Origin of the sequence: Paenibacillus xylanexedens (assembly GCF_007676705.1) — a bacterium.
Classification (GTDB): domain Bacteria; phylum Bacillota; class Bacilli; order Paenibacillales; family Paenibacillaceae; genus Paenibacillus; species Paenibacillus xylanexedens_C.
The window spans coordinates 185,527-202,266 of sequence record NZ_VEBF01000003.1 but is presented as its reverse complement, the minus strand read 5'-3'; the positions used below and the strand labels follow the sequence as shown (position 1 = coordinate 202,266).

Genomic DNA, 16,740 nt, shown 5'->3' with positions numbered 1-16,740 from the left:
TTTAGCTATTTCTCCAATCCGCGTCAACGATGACGTCAGATGACAGCATTTTTGGCGGGGTGGTTGAGATGGAATTGTCCCACGAGTTGTTGCAGGAAGACCGTAATGGCTTCCACGTTATGCGAAGAATGCTGAACCTGCAACATATCACGGATCAGCTCCATCATCTCTGCTTCTACCTCAGCAGAAGTCGCCCGATTTTGATGGCTGATCGCAGCAATATTCTCCATTAGCATGACCACTTGATCCACGACTTGTGTGCGTTCAGGTTCTTCAGCGGTAGCATTTTGTAGAAGTTGCGAAGCGGCCTGAACCAATGTCGTTCCTTCAGCCAGCACCTGATCTCCCTCTGTGATTAATTGGGATGCAGCTCCTGCTGCAGTTGAGATTCGGTCCAGAATCTGATGGATATCTTCAGTAGAAGAGCGGGATACATCGGCCAGCTTACGGATTTCCCCCGCCACAACGGAGAACCCTTGGCCATGTTCGCCCACGCGTGCAGCTTCAATGGTAGCATTCAGCGCGAGCAGGTTGGTCTGAGCTGAAATTTCATCAATGACAGCCAGTGCACGGTAAATCTCTTTCATGGTGTCCATGAAGGACAGGATGGTACGGTTGGTATCGGATACCGCTCCGGAGATTTGGGTCATTTTGTCACCGATTCGTTCCACTTCTTGCTGAGCCACGCCAATCTGTTCGGTGGCAGATGTCTCTAGTTGCTGCAGCGTTAGGCGCATGTGATCTGCAGCGATCTTGGCCTGATCGAGATCTTCCAGTTGGGTGCGAATGGCCTGAATCATCGAACCAAGCTTGTAGTTCACACGCTCAGTCGTCCCCTGGGTTGTCTCTGTTGAGGTTCGCATCTGATACTGGTTGTCCATAACGTCTACCGTGGCAAGTTGTACCTTCAGCATAATGCCTTCCAGAGAGTCAATCATGTTGTTGATCCACTTCGCGAGTTCACCCGATTCGTCTTGGGCAAAATCAGACGTATTCAGGCGCTGTGTTAGATCACCTCTGCCTTCGGCATTGATTCGAATAAATCGGCTGATGCGGCGCAAGTCATCATGAACCCGTCGATATTGGCTGCGATTCAGCCGTAATGCAGTGAAGAATCCGAACAGTACATTAAAAGCCGCAAGTAGTGCCGCGCTCCATCCACTGCCAGTAACGGCATAGACAAGGGCCGCTCCTGTAACCCCTGACAAGAGTGTGAAGAGACTGTGCTGCTTAAACTGGCGCCAGCCAATGCTTCGTATCCGGTATACTTCCTCCAGATCCCCCTCACACATCATGCCCCACCGATCAGGACAATGTGGAAGCTGGAAGGTGATACCTTTGCCAATGACAGAAATATGGCGGTAATCCGAGTATCCGGGAAAGGCTACAAACAGATTCGAACCATTCTGAATGGTGTTCGCAACGCCAGGGTGTAGCTCTCCGGTCGAGGGATCAGTGAACATGAGTTCCAGCTCGGTATGCTCCTTCACGGAAACGATGCCCCAATCGGTGGTGACACCATCTTTCAGATTCTCCCCATGTGTGAAGGTACGATCCTCGAAGCGGCTTCGAGACAAGGCGGTACCGGGCTGCAGATGAGGCCGTAATCTCGACTCAGCCATAAAGAGATAGTTGTCACCGGAATCGGGATAGATATGGCCTGATTCTCGTTGAATCAGGTCACCCAGGACATCTCCAGGAACACGGCTGCATAATGAACCGACGTATCGACCTTCCTGCAGAATTGGGGTGATAAACAGCAAGGTGACATCATCGTGAAAAGCGGACGAGCGTGGTCCAATATCCAACGTCAGTGGATCGGAATAAGGGCCATACAAACACTTTTTCCCATGATGATCTGCTCGGGAGTACTTCAATCCTGGTCCAATCAAAGCTTCGTGATCTTCATAGATCTGTCCTATATGTTTCTTATATGTAGAGAATACCACCTGATTCTGTTCGTTTAGCATAAATAGCTCTGTACTATCGACGGCTCGATTATAACTGGATTGAAACCATGCATCCAGCTGGCTTATATGAGATGAATTTGGCAGTACATCTTGGGGTCGAACTGACTGTATTTGATGAAGCAATCGATCCAGGTGATTCCATTGTTCCTCTGCCCAGTCCATCATCAGCTGCCGCCTCGTTTCGGCAATCCCCTCAAAAATCTGTTCCACATCTTCCTTCATGTGTGCGTTCAACCGATACGATCGCCATAGCGGCAAACCTTTTCTCCATCCCAGCCAATCAAACATCATGACCACCCCGATTTCTGGATTTGCAAGCTTCGTTCTATTGATCTATGGACACTCCTGTGTAGTGGTTGAACCGGAATCATGATACCGCCTTCATTATTCCGCAGCCTGACTCACTCGCAGGTGGAAGTCCTTATCGTTCTATTCAATCTTTATACAAGAAAACGAGCAAGAATACGAGGGGATATGTCATATTTTCCGAATATTCATTCAATAAATACAAATGATCGTACGCTTATTGTTAGGTGAAACATATGTTAGCTTTCTACCAAGGAAACTCACATGAATGCATCTGAGAATCTATCTCATTTTACATTGTGTAACATGAACGGGCCCATACTCAAAACACACTGTATAATGTAATCCCCGCCCAAAGCGATATAGTATTATCTAACAAGCAAAACCTGTTACGTTCGTGTATATAAACCTCCCATTCAGCCTTGGTGTGCAATGCAAACAACTTCTCACAAAGGAGAATGCCCATGTCCTCCATATCCTCAGCTACAGCCCCCGAAGCCTGCCATATTGATGTTGATCATGTGTCCGTTGTCTTCGGCACAGGGACACAACAAGTCACTGCCTTGTCGGATGTTACATTCCAGATTCAGTCCAATGAGTTTGTCTCCCTGCTGGGCCCTTCTGGTTGTGGCAAGTCAACCTTGCTCCGGCTGGTGGGTGATCTACTTCAGCCCACCTCAGGCACTGTTCGCATTGCAGGTCAGGAGCCTGAACGGGCCCGGCTACAGCGACAGTTCGGCATCGTCTTTCAGACACCAGCCTTGTTCGATTGGCGCACCGTTCGTCACAATGTGGAATTGCCCTTGGAGCTGCTCGGTACTCGCCGAAAGGAGTGCCGCCGCATTAGCGGTGAACTGCTTGAAATGGTAGGGCTATCCCGCTTCGCCGACCATTATCCATGGCAGCTCAGTGGCGGGATGCAGCAACGTGTATCTATTGCACGTGCCCTTGCACTTGATCCGCCATTGCTGCTCATGGATGAACCCTTTTCCGCCCTAGACGAATTCACCAAAGAAAAGCTTCAATTGGAGCTGCTTGAGATCAAACGCTCGACAGGCAAGACCTTCCTCTTTGTCACACACAGCATCCCCGAAGCCGTATTTCTATCCGACCGAATCATCGTGCTCTCGGCACATCCGGGTCAAGTACATTCCATTCATTCCGTTAACCTGCCTTCCGAACGTCATAGTGAACTGAGAGAAACAGAAGCTTTCTATCGCATGATCACGACCATTCGCAATTGCTTCTACGAGGAGCGTGATGACTCTCATGTCCCTGCGATTCTTTAAACCAGGCTATCGCTCCTGGGTCGTCATCTGGATTATGGCCGTATTGGTGCTGTGGGAAGCAATCGCCTGGATGCTCCAGCTGTTTCTGTCACCTCAGCAGGCGGCGTCTCGCCTTCCATATCTGCACGAAGTCCTTGCAGCCCTGTTTCGTTACTCGGGTACGCTCGCAGAGCAGGGGGCTGTCACGTTTGGCAATGCAGCCATTGGTTTCGCAGGGGGAACGCTGCTGGGTCTGGGTCTGGCGCTGCTCATGAGCGCGGCTGTCTGGCTGGAGCGCACATTATCGCCATATGTAGTCTCCTCACAGATGGTTCCGGTCATTGGTCTCGCTCCGATTGTGTACGGCATCATCCACAACGCGGAGTGGGCACGGATTGTTATGGCGGCGTATGTCACCTTCTTTCCGATCATCATCCATACCTTGAAAGGATTGAAAAGTGCAGCACCAGAGCACCTGGAACTTATGCGTTCCTGTGGAGCTTCACTGACCGCGCGTTATATCAAATGTCTGCTGCCCTCAGCACTGCCGGGACTATTTTCTGGGTTGAAAATAGCTGCTCCGCTGGCGGTAACCTCCTCCATCGTTGTGGAATTGATGGGGGCTCCCGATGGACTCGGCGTCCTGATGGTCAGTTCGTTATATTACGGCCATGCCCAAGTTGGCATGTTCTGGGCAACCATTATGCTTAGCATCGGCATTGGCCTGATCTCGTATCTGGCCATCAGTCTGGCTGAACGTTGGTTGACTCCCTGGCAGCCTGAATTCAGGGCCAAAGGAGGTCAGGCCACATGAGTGAAGGTAGCGTGTTGAGCCGGAAAAGTGATGAAGGTGTGTCGATTGCTGCTGTAACTGGCGCGGCTACGACCCTCAATGGTTCACAGACGGCAGCTGTCCCAGGATCGGAAATTCATGGACAACGGGGACAAGCCGGAAAGGTCAGATCGGGCTCTGGCGTTCGCGGACGATCGGTTGCACTGAGTGTGCTTCCTTGGGGTGCGGGTGTGTTGTTTCTCTCCCTCTGGCAGCTCAGGTTGTTTCATTGGATATTCTCGCTGGAAAGCTACCAGCTGCCTGTGCCTTCCGCGATTGCGGCATCCATACAGGAAAATGCCAATATGCTCTTTCGTTACGCGATGTACAGCGGAACCGAAATGCTGGGTGGCTTCCTGCTCGGTTCCCTGCTAGGCGCTATGGCGGCAGCGGGTGCATCGTTCTTTCCCACAAGCGGCAGGGCGGCAGTTACGGTTTTGTCTGCGCTGAACGCGGTCCCCATCGTGGCCCTTGCCCCGATTATGAACAATTGGTTCGGTGACGGGATCTGGTCCCGTATTGCTGTTGTCACGGTGATTACGATGGCAGCCATGGCTGTCAGCCTGTTCAAAGGGCTGACTTCAATTCAACCGCAGTACAGTGATCTGCTGAGTGGCCTTGCTGCGAGCAGGATGCAGTTTTTTTGGAAGCTGAGACTGCCTCACGCCATGCCTTCCCTCTTTGCCGGTCTAAAGATCAATATGTCGACCAGTATTATCGGGGCCATTGTGGGTGAATTCTTCATCGCCTCCCAAGGGCTTGGGTACTTGCTCTCGGATCAGATTCGACTGGCGAACATGCCTTTGGCCTGGTCCTGCATTGTCATCGCCGCCGCGCTCGGCATTGTGTTGTATGAAGCGGTTGTCCTGGCAGAAAAGCGACTCATTCCGTGGAATCGTGCACGCACAGATCAATAACGTTCATCAGGGTACCCACCATAGATCGTAATACCTGATTGAAAAATCGTATATAAACAGGGGGTTGTTCTGTACATGTACAAAACGTTGAAGCCGGGTTTGCTGGTATTGGTCCTGTTGGTTGTTACGATGCTGGGCGCTTGTTCTACGAAGTCCGAGCCGGCTGCTGAGCCTGCCGCTGCGAGTTCAGGAGGGGCGGGAGAAGCAGATCAACCGTTAACCAAAGTGAAAATTCAGCTGAAATGGGTGCCGCAGGCGCAGTTTGCCGGGATCTATGCAGCGAAGGAAAAAGGCTTTTTTGCAGATGAAGGCATTGATGCCGAGATTATTCCGGGTGGTCCGGATATCGTGATTGAGCAGCAGGTGGTCAATGGTGCGGCCGATGTGGGGATCACGGGTGTAGACAGTTTGCTGGTCAGCCGGGATAACGGCCTGCCACTTGTCTCGCTCGCCCAGATCTCACAGAAGAGCAGCTATCGTTTGATTGCGAAGAAGTCCCTGGGCATTACCGATCCGGCTCAGATGAAGGGAAAGAAGGTCAGTACCTGGTTCGGCAGTCAGCAGTTTCAGGTGCTCGCGTTCATGGAGAAGAATGGCCTGGACCCGAAGAAAGACATTGAACTGGTGAAGCAGGGTTTCACAATGGATCAGTTTTTCAACGATCAGGTAGATGTAGCTACGGCGACGATCTATAACGAATACCACGTGGTGCTGGAAAGTGGAACGAAAGAATCGGATCTGGATGTGTTCAACATTGAAGATGCCGGTGTTGGCATGCTGGAGGATACGCTGATTGCCAAGAAGGATTGGGTAGACAGCAACCGTGAGCTTGCGGTCAAAGTGACCCGTGCCATTCTGAAAGGCTGGAACTATGCCATTGATGAACAGGATGAGACGGTGGATATCGTGATGAGTAATGTGACGGATGGCAGCACCACTCGTGAACATCAGGTAACGATGCTGGAAGAGATTGCGAAGCTGATCCGACCAGAAGGATTTACGGAGCAGCAAGTCGGCAGTTTTGTGGATGAGTCATTTACCCGGACTGCGGATATTGCACTGAACTATGGCCTGATCAAAAAAGCTGCCAACCTGGATGAAGCGCTCGAGAAAAGCATCTATGAAGAAGCGGTGAAATAAGCGTGTGGAGGAGGATGACGAATGAGTTCTGTGGATCAGCAGCCTCAGCCGCTTGGCGGTACGAAGGAAGAATGGCTGGAGAAAGATCGCAAATACGTATGGCATCACATCTCGCCTCATAACGATCATCCGATGATTGCAGTAAGCGGGGAGGGTAGCTGGATCACCGATCAGGATGGTACGCGTTATCTGGATGCGATGTCTGGACTGTGGTGTGTGAATGTGGGGCATGGCCGTGAGGAGATTGCGAGAAGTGCCTACGAACAGATGAAAGCACTCGCTTATGTACCGATGACGCAGAGTCACGAACCGGCGATTTTGCTGGCGGAGAAGCTGAATGACTGGCTGGAGGGGGAGTATCGAATATTCTTCTCCAACTCAGGTTCAGATGCGAATGAGGTGGCTTTCAAAATAGCCCGCCAGTACCACCATCAGAATGGTGAGCCTACTCGGCACAAATTCATCTCCCGTCACCGTGCGTATCACGGCAATTCCATGGGAGCGTTGGGCGCCACTGGGCAAGCCGCCCGCAAGATCAAATACGAGCCGCTCGGCGTGGGTTTCTCTCATGTTCCACCACCGTATTGTTACCGCTGCCCGTTTGGACGAAGCAAGGATGGATGCGGACTCGAATGTGCAACCATCTATGAAGAGGTGATTCGTTGGGAAGGTCCTGAGACAGTTGCCGCAGTAATTATGGAGCCGGTGATCACAGGGGGCGGCATGATTGTCCCGCCGCCGGATTATATGCGTACCGTGCAAGAGATCTGTCAGCGCTATGGTGTGCTGCTCATCGTAGATGAGGTAATCTGCGGTTTTGGCCGCTCTGGGCAGAAGTTTGGTCATCAGAACTATGGTGTGCAGCCAGATATTGTGACGATGGCAAAAGGCATGACCAGTGCGTATTCACCCCTATCGGCAACAGCCGTGCGAGCCGATCTGTATGACACGTTCCGCGAGCCCGGACCGGATGCCCATTTTCGGCATGTGAATACATTTGGCGGAAATCCCGTGTCCTGCCGGGTGGCACTGGCGAATCTGGAGATTCTGGAACGAGAGAATCTGGTCAGCCGGGCGGAAGAACTGGGATATCTGCTTCGTGAGAAGCTGAAGCCATTGCTCGAACTGCCTGTTGTGGGGGATATCCGTTCATTCGGATTCGCCTGTGGCATTGAATTGATTGAAGCAGAAGGTTCTCCTGCGGAGGCGGATAAGGTAATGAAGGTGCTCGCCAGTTGTAAAAGGGACGGCATCCTGATTGGCAAGAACGGCGATACCGTGCCGGGGTTTGCAAACATTTTGACGATTTCCCCGCCGTTTGTCACCACCGAGGATGAGTTGGATCTGATCGCTGGAAGTCTGCTCGTTGCGCTACGTAGTCTGGACGCAGGTTAGTTGCCATAGATGGATAACACAAAAGGAGGCGAGGGAGGATGCAGACCACGACAGGCAAACTCATTAATCAGCTTCGCTTGAATGAGCGAATTGAGCAGTTGTCACAGATTGGCCGAATCGCAGAGACGGGTGTCTGCCGACTTGCCCTGACGCCAGAAGATATGGACGGCATCATACAGGTTCGTCTCTGGATGGAAAAGGCAGGTCTGACGACTCGACTTGATCCCTTCGGCAATCTGATTGGTCGTCTCGAAGGTACGGATCAGGCGTTGCCTATCCTCATGATTGGTTCCCATATCGACTCTCAGCCTTACGGCGGTCGATATGATGGAGCGATCGGTGTGCTCGGCGCACTGGAAGCCGTGCAATGCCTGATCGAAAATGGCATTCAACCCCTAATGCCGATTGAGGTGATTGCCTTTTGCGATGAAGAAGGTTCCCGTTTTAACAAAGGTTTGTTCGGCTCACGTGGCATAACGGGTCAGTTGGAAGAGGGCGAACTGGAGCGGCAGGATAAAAATGGAGTGACTCGCCGGGAGGCGCTGGAAGCCTTCGGCTGTTCTCCTTCGGATTTTGAAGAAGCGATCTACCCGCCAGGTTCCATTGGCAGTTATCTGGAGCTGCACATTGAGCAGGGACCAGTGCTTGAGGCTCTGGATGCTCCAGTAGGTCTGGTGACAGGCATCTCGGGCCCACTCTGGCTTACGGTGACGATGAGAGGCATGGCGGGTCATGCTGGCTCTGTTCCGATGGGGATGCGGCAAGATGCTTTGGTAGGCAGCGCAAAAGTCATTGCGGCGTTTGACGATATGGTGAGAGAAGACCCGGAAGCTCCAACCGTAGGTACGGTGGGAAGTCTGAGGGTATTTCCAGACTCACGGAATATCATCCCGGAGGAAGTTAGCTTCACGGTGGACTTACGAGATATGGAGATGGAGCGCAGGAACCGGCTTGAAGCCCGATTGATGAACATTTTGGATGACGTAAGTTCCCGATATGGTCTGACTTACTCGCTGACAGAGGATACGAACAGTGAACCGCGATATTGTGCTGAGCCGATCATGTCGGTGATTCGTTCATCCGCGGAAGAGATCGGGGTTACTCTGCCAGAACTGATGAGTGGTCCGTTCCATGATGCGTTGGCCCTTTCGCTTGTGTGTGATTATGGCATGATCTTTGTCCGCAGCAAGGACGGCATCAGTCATCATCCCAGCGAATATTCCTCCCCTGAGGATATTGGATTAGGTACGGAAGTGTTGTATCGCACCATTCGGAGGATGTGCAGTGGCGTGAACCAACCAATCATTTTACCTGAGGAGGCGTTGTGACGTTATGGGCAAAATCAGCATCGGATTAATCCAGGCTTCACATGGGATTGAGGGTTCGGCTCCCGTTGAGGTGCACAAAGAGGCTGCGGTTCAGAAGCACATTGCGCTGGTCCGTGAAGCTGCTGCAAGAGGGGCCAAGATCATCGGGCTGCAGGAAGTATTCTATGGCCCGTATTTTTGCACAGAGCAGAATCCCAAATGGTATGCATCCGCTGAACCGGTACCGGAAGGACCAACGACCAGACGTTTTCAGGAGCTGGCAAAGGAGCTTGCGGTGGTGATTGTTTTACCCGTGTACGAGGTGGAGGGCATTGCTTCGTATTACAATACGGCAGCCGTCATTGATGCGGATGGTTCATATCTGGGCAAATATCGCAAACATCATATCCCTCATGTGGAGGCTGGGGAGGGCACGAATGGGTTCTGGGAAAAGTATTATTTCAAACCAGGTAACCTCGGTTATCCGGTATTTGATACGGCCTACGCCAGAGTCGGCGTGTACATCTGTTATGATCGTCATTTTCCGGAAGGGGCACGATTGCTCGGGCTGGCGGGGGCAGAAATTGTGTTCAATCCGTCCGCTACGGTTGCGGGTACATCGGAATATCTGTGGAAACTGGAACAGCCTGCTCACGCGGTAGCTAACGGCTATTATGTAGCGGCCATCAACCGGGTCGGTGTGGAAGCGCCATGGAATATGGGTGAATTTTACGGACAGTCGTACTTGGTAGACCCGCGAGGCAGAATGGTAGCGATAGGCAGCCGGGATCAGGATGAGGTCGTTATTGGCGAGATGGATACGGAGATGATTCGTGAGGTGCGTAATGTGTGGCAATTCTACCGGGATCGCAGGCCGGAAACGTACGAACATCTGGTTCGTCTGTGAAGTAGCTGGAAGCTGCCCGGATCAAACTTCAGGAGGTGCATGACATTGATGAACAGCTCAGGAACAACGTTATCCGATTACGGGTGGGAGAGTCGTTTTGCCGAGATGAAACCCGCCATGACAGGAAAGGAAGCGATGGAGGAGTCGAACCGCTGTCTGTACTGTTACGATGCACCTTGTATCAAGGCTTGCCCAACTGACATTAATATCCCTTCTTTCATTAGCAAAATATCGACAGGGCACCTGAAAGGATCGGCCCGCACCATCATGGATGCGAATCCGGTTGGAGCCAGCTGCGCACGTGTATGCCCCACAGAAGAGTTATGTGAAGGCGCATGTGTGCTAAACGAATCGTCGAAGCCGATTCGTATTGGTGACTTGCAGCGTTATGCCACCGACTGGGCGCGAGCTAAGAATGAGCCGTTATTCCAGGCAGCGCCTGCCAATGGGAGAAACGTTGCTGTTGTGGGAGCGGGTCCTGCGGGACTGTCGGCGGCACGTGAACTGGGGCGTGCAGGGTATGAGGTGACGATCTACGAAGCCAAACCCAAAGGCGGCGGGCTGAATACGTACGGCATCGTATCTTTCCGTTTGCCCGAATCGGTTGCGCTATGGGAAGTGGAGCAGGTGGAAGCGCTGGGTGTGCAGATCCGTTATGGGGTGCGCATCGGTGTGGATATTCCTGCTACGCAGTTGCTAGAGCAACATGAAGCGGTCATTCTGGCATGTGGCATGGGTTCAGTACCTATGCTGGGCATTGAAGGAGAGACACTGGAAGGCGTCTATGATGCCATTGAATTTGTGGAGTCTACAAAGCAAGGTGTTCCACCCGCGTTAAATGGTCTGAAGGTCGCCGTTATTGGCGCGGGTAATACGGCGGTAGATGCAGCGACCTGTTCGGTACGTCTTGGTGCCGAGCGGGTGCAGATGTTATATCGGCGCGGGGAAAGCCAGATGACGGCGTATGCGTTTGAATATACGTTTGCCAAGCAGGAAGGTGTGGAGTTCCGCTGGTTTACGATGCCGCAGCGTATCATTGGAGACGAGAATGGTCGGGTTCAAGCTGTGGAATGCGTGAAAATGGAGTTGGTTACCCCGCCTGGCGGTGGGCGTGCATTGCCTGTGCCTGTAGAGGGATCGGAGTTCATGATTGAATGTGATACGGTCATCCGGGCGATTGGGCAGCATCGTCTATTACCGTTAATTGAAGCGTTTGGGCTTCGTCACCACTGGGGTGTTGTCGAGATCGAGCCGCATACGTACCGTACCTCGCATCCTCAGATCTATGCGGCAGGCGATGTTATTTTTGGTCAGGGCCAGGGTGAAGCGATGGTTGTCTCGGCTGCACAGCAAGGTAAGCTGGCTGCCGCCGCAGTTATGAAGGCGTTGCCTGGACAGGTGGAAGAGACGGCATGAGCAGTTCATCGAATCCTTGTGTCCCTGGCGCGCTAACGAACCCTACACACCTTATAGTGGAAATTATGGAGGATTGAAAAATCTAATGAATCTCACACGTCTTATTTTGATAAAAATCGTTGAAATGAAGCCGAAATGAGCTATTACAGCAATATAAGCTTTCTACGATTCGTTAGATTTTGAAAGTGCCGCAAATGAGCCCAATAAGAGCTCTACGGTTCGTTAGGATTTAGGTGCGTACTATCCAGAAACACCATTACTACGCAGAGATCCTAAACACGACCAAATATCCAGTACAACGATAAAAATTGAACTAAACATTTACACAAAACGAAGAGGACAGAAAGAACCTGAAGAAGCGGAGTTAAAAGCTTTCTGAAGGAAAGCTGCATCGGAAGCATAACCTCGCCTTTATCCCCGGATTTTCCCTTTATAAAAGGAATCAAAAAAATCTGGGGATAACAGCGATCGGAAAGTTGTTCTGTCATCGGAGTGTCCGGTGTAACTAGTAAGTTCAAACAACACCAAGGAGGGATCGTTATGGCTGACTTATCCATTAATCTAGCAGGTATTCGATCACCCAATCCGTTCTGGCTGGCTTCTGCACCACCGACCAATACGGGGTATCAGGTTCAGCGTGCATTCGAAGCGGGTTGGGGTGGTGCGGTGTGGAAGACACTGGGTGAGCCGATTATCAATACATCCTCCCGTTTCGCGGCGGTCCATTTTGGCGGACAGCGGGTGGCGGGCTTTAACAATATTGAATTGATATCCGATCGTCCGCTGGAAGTGAATCTGCGGGAGATTGCCGAGACCAAGAAGCGTTTCCCGGATCGTGCGGTTGTCGCTTCACTGATGGTGGAGCCTACGCGGGAGAAGTGGCATGAGATTGTGAAAAAGGTGGAGGCCGTCGGTGTGGATGGCTTGGAGTTGAACTTTGGCTGCCCGCATGGCATGGCCGAACGGGGCATGGGAGCTGCCTCCGGTCAACAGCCGGACCTTGTGGAGCTGCAGACGATGTGGGTAAAGGAAGTGGCGACCACACCAGTGATCGTGAAGCTCACGCCGAATATCACGGATATTACAGCGACGGCCCGGGCAGCTGTCCGGGGTGGCGCGGATGCGATCTCCCTGATCAATACGATTAACTCTCTCGCAGGTGTGGATCTGGATTCGTGGAATACTGTGCCCCATGTGGGAGGCAAAGGAGCACATGGCGGGTATTGTGGTCCAGCCGTGAAACCAATTGCTCTGAACATGGTTGCCGAATGTGCCCGTAATCCGGAGGTAGGTGTGCCAATCTCGGGGATTGGTGGCATCTCCGACTGGCGGGACACGGCAGAGTTTCTGCTCATGGGTGCTACAGGGGTTCAGGTATGTACCGCAGCGATGCATCACGGATTTCGCATTGTGGAGGACATGATTGATGGCCTGAACGATTATTTGGATGAAAAGGGTTTGAGCAGCGTAGCAGAACTCGTAGGTCAGACGGTTCCGCGTTATTCGGATTGGGGCAATCTCGATCTGAACTACAAAGTGGTCGCCCGCATCAACCGCGATGTCTGCATCAACTGCAACAAATGCCATATTGCGTGTGAGGACACCTCGCATCAGTGTATTGATATGTTGACCGACCCATCGGGTTCCTATCTGGAAGTGGTGGAAGAGGACTGTGTTGGCTGTAATCTGTGTTCGATCGTCTGCCCAGTGGATGGGGCGATTGAGATGGTTGAGCTTGTACCTGAGCAGGAACCTGTAACCTGGAATGAACGTCAGTCTGCGATTGCCCTGCTGCAATCGGTCAGAGATCAATCAACCAAGGAGGCGATATCATGAGTACCCGCAAATTGATTCGTAATGGTGTGTTGGTCACAGCGTCGGATACCTTTGAGGCAGATATGTTGATCGAAAAGGGTAAAATCACACAGATTGGCATCGGGCTTATCCCAGACGAACAAACGGAAGTCGTGGACGCTTCCGGCTGTTACGTCATTCCAGGCGGGATCGATCCGCATACACATCTGGATATGCCATTCGGTGGAACGGTAACCGCAGATGATTTTGCGACAGGAACGGCAGCAGCAGCCTTTGGCGGTACAACGACGATCATTGATTTCTGTCTGACACAAAAAGGGCGTCCATTAATCGAATCTCTCCAAGAGTGGCATGCCAAAGCCGAGGGTAAAGCCGCCATCGACTACGGTTTCCATCTCATGATTGGGGAGATGAATGATCAGGTGCTGGAAGAGCTGCCGCAGATTATTGAAGAAGAGGGTGTGTCATCCTTCAAGGTGTTCATGGCTTACAAAAACCAGTTCCAGGCTGATGACGGGATTCTCTTCCAGACGTTGCAGAAGGCAAAAGAGTACGGCGCACTCGTCATGGTGCATGCCGAGAACGGGGATGTCATTGATCTGCTGGTACGACAGGCGCTCGCCGAAGGGCGCACAGAGCCCATTCACCATGCGCTGACTCGTCCATCCATGCTGGAGGGAGAAGCAACAGGGCGTGCGGCGCGTCTGGCTGCGCTTGCGGATTCACAGCTGTATGTGGTGCACGTGACCTGTGCGGAAGCAGTGGAGCAGATCGCACGCATGCGTGAAATGGGCTACCGGATCTGGGGAGAGACCTGTCCTCAGTATTTGACACTGGATCAGTCGATTATGGATCAGCCGGATTTCGAGGGTGCAAAGTATGTCTGGTCACCACCGCTACGGGAGGCTGCTCATCAGGAAGTACTCTGGAACGCACTGAAAAGCGGTCAGTTGCAGACGATTGGTTCTGATCATTGTTCGTTTAATTTCAAAGGGCAGAAGGACCTGGGCAAGGATGATTTCAGCAAAATTCCGAACGGGGGGCCTGTCATCGAAGATCGCCTAAGTATTCTGTATTCGGAAGGTGTAGTCAAAGGAAGGATTACGCTGAATCAGTGGGTCGATCTATGTTCGACAAGAGCGAGCAAGTTATTTGGGTTATTTCCGCAGAAAGGCACTCTGGCCGTAGGGACAGATGCGGATATCGTTATTTTTGACCCATCTGTAAACAGAGTGATCTCGGCAGATACGCATCATATGAATGTGGATTATAGCGCATTTGAAGGCATGCAGGTACAGGGATGTCCGGTGACGGTGCTGTGCCGCGGGGAATATGTCATTCGTGATCGGCAATTTGCCGGATTGGCAGGGGCGGGGCAGTATGTGAAGCGTGATAAATACGATGCGGGTATACCTATTCCGGTGAGACAGCCCGTGACGGCAGTGAATGGAGGGAGAAGCTGATGTCAGATCATGATGTGTTTGAAGCGGAGAGAATCGCCATAGAGCGAATGGTTGCACAGGGGTATCGGATCTACGCGGTACGGGAACATCTGGAGGGTGCACACGTCATATGGGGGCACCCGGATCTTCCCGAAGAGAAACAAGAGCAATACGTGGGTACGGCGTCTGGACGAAAGTGGTTCAGTCACATCCTGATTCGCCAGCTTCAGGAGCAGCGGGGAGCGTAGACCATGCTGGAGTTCTTCATACGATTGGCCCATGAACGTACTCATAGGCGTAGATGGCAAGTTCGATCGCAACCCTTTTCTCGGGGAGGATATAGTCTTCTCCCAAAAGGGATTCGATTTTGTCCAAACGGTGATACAGCGTCTGTCTAACGATATATAGCGCGGTGGCCGTCTCTTGCTTGGAGCAGCACAGGACCAAATATTGCTTGAGCGTACGTAGCAGCTGACCTCCTTTCTCTGTATCGTAACGAATGAGCGGCCCCAGATATTCTTCGATGAAATCATCCAGATTACCGCTCTGCTTCATGCTGGCAATGATACGGTAACAATGAAGGTTACTGTAAAAGGGCTGCTGCATCACACCGATGTCCTTCTGAATTCGCAGTGTCTCCTTTGCTGATTCCAGGCTGTCCTTGAGACGGGAGAGATCCGCGCAGCTATGACCGATACCGAATAGGCCTGAAAAGAGACGATGGGTCTGTTCCTGCTCGTGCTGCTGCAGCTGTTCGATGCAGCGCCATAGATTGCTTTTACGCTGAGATCCGGGTAGTGGGTCGAGAATGATAAGAATGATCTGATGGTTCAGAACTGTGCTGTAGAGGGTGAAGTTCTCCCGTGCAAATACCGACCGGGCGACGATGTTGCGTTGTATCAATAACTTCTGAAGTCTGAGGCTGTCTGTGTATGCGGGGTTGCTGTCGAATAAGATAATGGTGGCTTTGCCTTTTGCGAGAAGGGGATTAACGGTAGATACATATTCATGGATTTCCTTCGTGGAGTGATGTCCGTTAAGCCAGTCAATGACCCACATATCTTCTTTGTAGCGACGTTTCTCTTCCATGTACTTGGTTCGCATCCAGTCCTGGGCAATCGCTGCTGCGCAACGTTCCAGTGCCTGAATGACGAATTCATCCGAGGGTATAATCGGTATGCTTGAATCGTGATCCGGCAGTTTTTGATGCATGAGCACAAGATCAGCAAAGGTGTAATCCAACGCCTGAACAGGCATGCTGAACGCATGCAATGTGTTATCCGTGTATGCTTTTAACGCTGTAGTATCCTCTCCCTCCGAATGTCCTCGTTGCAAAAACCAATCCTGCCGACGAGTCTCCAGCTGCTCTGGAGGGCAATAGGGAACTGCACTTGCTTCTCCTTCAAGTGGATATAACGCCACGGCATATCCGGTTGTACGTGACAATAATCGAAGCAGGGGTTGTACCCCGTCTCCATTCAGAAGAAGTTGGTTAAACGAGGTGGTGAGACTGTCGAGTTCGGCAATCATCCGCTGATGACTGCGAATCAGGGTAAAATGCAGATCTTGCGTAATATCAATATAACGGACTTGTTCACGGAACCAGATCAGCGGGAAATCCGCTGCGACTGCAATTTCTTTCATCGCACCGAGCTGGGACTTGGTGTGATCCCCCAGTTCCATACAGAGTCCAGCAGCCCCACGTGCAATTAACTGACGTAGAAAAGACAGGCCATGCTGCTCACCTTCCTGCCAGCCAATGCCTGTCGTCAGCACCAATTCCCCGCCATTGAGCAAGTCCCCGACCTCAGGAACTTCCATGATATGAACCCAGCGAACATATCGCTCCAATGCGCGTTCACTGGCTAGGACTTCCGCCTTGCGAAATACGGGACGTTTTAACATGTCTCTGATCTGAATATGAAGCATTGTCTCCCCCACACAACCACCGTCCTTCCCCAATTACATGTGATCTATCTGGAGTCTGGAATCCGTCAACTTACATAATTAATCCATATTATAATT

General features: G+C 51.7%; 13 protein-coding genes. 11 read left to right on the top strand and 2 right to left on the bottom strand.

Annotated features, from left to right (window positions below; genetic code table 11):
* Positions 1-35: 35 nt before the first annotated feature.
* Complete coding sequence (locus FS628_RS18850) at positions 36-2,258, bottom strand: methyl-accepting chemotaxis protein (protein ID WP_145324495.1); 2,223 nt, start codon at positions 2,256-2,258, stop codon at positions 36-38.
* A 482-nt stretch (positions 2,259-2,740) separates the two neighbouring features.
* Between FS628_RS18850 and FS628_RS18845 the strand changes: the two genes are divergently transcribed.
* From FS628_RS18845 to FS628_RS18795, 11 genes are all read left to right on the top strand, one after another.
* Positions 2,741-3,565, top strand: coding sequence for an ABC transporter ATP-binding protein (locus FS628_RS18845; protein WP_145324493.1), 825 nt, complete (start codon positions 2,741-2,743; stop codon positions 3,563-3,565).
* Entirely contained in the window at positions 3,546-4,358 is an 813-nt protein-coding gene (locus tag FS628_RS18840) for an ABC transporter permease (protein ID WP_145324491.1), read from the top strand. Before FS628_RS18845 ends, FS628_RS18840 begins: the two co-directional genes overlap by 20 nt.
* Positions 4,355-5,293, top strand: coding sequence for an ABC transporter permease (locus FS628_RS18835; RefSeq protein ID WP_145324489.1), 939 nt, complete (start codon positions 4,355-4,357; stop codon positions 5,291-5,293). Before FS628_RS18840 ends, FS628_RS18835 begins: the two co-directional genes overlap by 4 nt.
* A 75-nt stretch (positions 5,294-5,368) precedes the next feature.
* The gene (locus FS628_RS18830) at positions 5,369-6,433 is read left to right on the top strand and encodes an ABC transporter substrate-binding protein (protein WP_145324488.1); all 1,065 of its coding nucleotides are present in this window, start codon (positions 5,369-5,371) and stop codon (positions 6,431-6,433) included.
* 21 nt (positions 6,434-6,454) lie between these two features.
* Positions 6,455-7,828, top strand: a complete 1,374-nt coding sequence (locus FS628_RS18825) for an aspartate aminotransferase family protein (protein WP_145324486.1) — start codon at positions 6,455-6,457, stop codon at positions 7,826-7,828.
* A 38-nt stretch (positions 7,829-7,866) separates the two neighbouring features.
* On the top strand, positions 7,867-9,156 hold the full coding sequence (locus tag FS628_RS18820) for a M20 family metallo-hydrolase (protein ID WP_145324484.1): 1,290 nt from the start codon (positions 7,867-7,869) through the stop codon (positions 9,154-9,156).
* A gap of 4 nt (positions 9,157-9,160) precedes the next feature.
* Positions 9,161-10,042 (top strand): nitrilase-related carbon-nitrogen hydrolase, encoded by an 882-nt coding sequence (locus tag FS628_RS18815; RefSeq protein WP_145324482.1) that lies wholly within the window; start codon positions 9,161-9,163, stop codon positions 10,040-10,042.
* A gap of 48 nt (positions 10,043-10,090) precedes the next feature.
* Positions 10,091-11,458, top strand: a complete 1,368-nt coding sequence (locus FS628_RS18810; protein WP_145324998.1) for an NAD(P)-dependent oxidoreductase — start codon at positions 10,091-10,093, stop codon at positions 11,456-11,458.
* 540 nt (positions 11,459-11,998) lie between these two features.
* Entirely contained in the window at positions 11,999-13,294 is a 1,296-nt protein-coding gene (preA, locus tag FS628_RS18805) for an NAD-dependent dihydropyrimidine dehydrogenase subunit PreA (RefSeq protein ID WP_145324480.1), read from the top strand.
* A complete protein-coding gene (gene hydA / locus FS628_RS18800; RefSeq protein WP_145324478.1) occupies positions 13,291-14,736 on the top strand; it encodes a dihydropyrimidinase in 1,446 nt (481 codons plus the stop codon). Before preA ends, hydA begins: the two co-directional genes overlap by 4 nt.
* The gene (locus FS628_RS18795; protein WP_062836929.1) at positions 14,736-14,963 is read left to right on the top strand and encodes a hypothetical protein; all 228 of its coding nucleotides are present in this window, start codon (positions 14,736-14,738) and stop codon (positions 14,961-14,963) included. The genes hydA and FS628_RS18795 overlap by 1 nt, the downstream gene beginning before the upstream one ends.
* A 16-nt stretch (positions 14,964-14,979) precedes the next feature.
* On the opposite strand, the gene FS628_RS18790 is transcribed toward FS628_RS18795, so the two are convergent.
* On the bottom strand, positions 14,980-16,644 hold the full coding sequence (locus FS628_RS18790; RefSeq protein ID WP_260871112.1) for a PucR family transcriptional regulator: 1,665 nt from the start codon (positions 16,642-16,644) through the stop codon (positions 14,980-14,982).
* Positions 16,645-16,740: the final 96 nt, after the last annotated feature.